This window comes from Saccharospirillum impatiens DSM 12546 (genome assembly GCF_000423605.1).
Taxonomy (GTDB): Bacteria; Pseudomonadota; Gammaproteobacteria; order Pseudomonadales; family Natronospirillaceae; genus Saccharospirillum; species Saccharospirillum impatiens.
Genome location: NZ_AUIH01000139.1, coordinates 1 through 1,762, shown reverse-complemented (window position 1 = coordinate 1,762; position 1,762 = coordinate 1). Strand labels below are relative to the sequence as shown.

Sequence of the window (1,762 nt, the reverse complement as noted above, 5' to 3'; positions counted from 1 at the left end):
TGTTTCACTGTGGAAAGCTGGATATGCTGCCATAGGGTTCCACAGAGTTTTACGAAGAGCCCTTTCAATAAACAGAATATCCCGCCCAACTTTACTTTGTGCCTTGCCATTGCTCTTAAAGCCGAGTTCATACTGATGCAGGATGCGGCTTTCCTTGATGTCCCCAGCAAAGGGTGGATTTGCCATCAAAATATCGAAGTCGAAGTTTTTGTTTTCACCCTTGTCGCTTCTGAGTTTTTCCAGACGGTCAAAGCCTTTGCCGTAGGTGTTAATCCATTTGGGGTCTTTTTCAGTCTTGTCATTCCACCGTTCAAAATCCAGCGTGTTGAGATGCAACACATTGGTTTCTCCATCACCCGCAATCAAGTTTAGGGTACGAGCAACACGCACGGTTTTTTCGTCAAAGTCTATTCCAAACACTTTGAGCACGTGCTGCTTTTCATCGTCAGGAATTTCAGCATTAGTGAACAAATGTCCGGTAAGTTTGAAAATCGTATGCACAGGAAAGCCACAGCTTCCCGATGCGGTGTCGATCATGTATTCGCCACGCTTAGGGTTAAGCATCTGCACGCACATATCAATGACATGGCGTGGCGTGAAATACTGGCCTTTTTCGCCTTTGGCTGATTTGTTGACCAGATATTCAAAGGCTTCATCCACCACTAAAAGGTTGGAGTTGAACAGCTTCACATCCTGCAAACTGGAAACGCATACCGATAAATGGCTGTCAGACAGTTCAAACGACGCGCTTTCTGGGAAAACGCCATGCCATTGTTTTTTGGCCTCATCGAATAATTCTTGAATCTTCTTTTTTAACTCAGTATCGGTTTGGCCGGTGTTTCTGAACTCCATGACACGAAATTTCTTGTCATTTAGCGTTTCAAGGCATTCTTTCAGTTTTTCGTAATCACCTCGTTCTTCCTCATCCATATGCTGGTCAAGGTGGTATTCGATAATGTCCTTGTCTTTTTTGCTGCCGAATTCATCATAGAGTTTGGTGAAAATGAGTTTGAAGACTTCTTCGAACACATCCACGCCAGCATTGGCAAGAACCTCATCTTCCATTTCCAGAATGATGTCTTTCAATGACTTTCGTTCATTGGCGATTTTGTCTTTGATAATTAGGTCGCGCAGGGTGAAGCGTTCGCTCAGTATGTCTTTGAGAGTTTGATTCCCTTTGGGAATATCGGTGATGTCTTCAAAGTAATTCGGGTCTTTGCGGTGGTAGTGCGATATTTTCTCGCCGTTTGTCCATATGCCAATAGGCGCACCCGTAGCGTTGCAATAGGAGCGAAGCTGGTTTTTCCCGTCTTTGAGTTTGGGCTTTTTGAGTTCAATGACGATATAAGCGGTATCAGTGCGGTCTTTGTCAAAAATGACAATATCTGCGCTTTTCTTCTCGCGCCCAAAGGTAACGGCATATTCAAAGGCAAGGCGTTTTTTCGGGTAGCCGTATTGCTCTATGAGCCTTGTTGCGTATAGCTGCCGGACAACCTCCTCAGGCTTGAGTTGAATTTCTTTATCTCTAACGACGCAGTTTATAAAAGCCGTTTCTTTACCTCTGGCTTCTTTGGTGAAAACCTTTTCGCGCAGCGCCTCAATTTCTTCAGCCGAGAACAGCGATAAATTGTAGTTGCTGTCCTTTAGGATGGACTGAAGGATGTCTATTTGTAACTATTCAGCGAAATAATATCAAAAAAGGCTTGACAGGTTTTTTTTGACTTTTCCTGATTGCACAGATTTTTCACCAACTCCCTGACAG

General features: G+C 43.9%; 1 protein-coding gene and 1 pseudogene. Both read right to left on the bottom strand.

Annotated features, from left to right (window positions below):
• The coding region (locus tag G565_RS25375) for an HsdM family class I SAM-dependent methyltransferase (RefSeq protein ID WP_211227247.1) at positions 1-1,086 on the bottom strand (1,086 nt) is incomplete at its 3' end.
• 105 nt (positions 1,087-1,191) lie between these two features.
• Positions 1,192-1,515, bottom strand: a pseudogene (locus G565_RS27845) (type I restriction enzyme HsdR N-terminal domain-containing protein); the annotation flags it as partial.
• Positions 1,516-1,762: the final 247 nt, after the last annotated feature.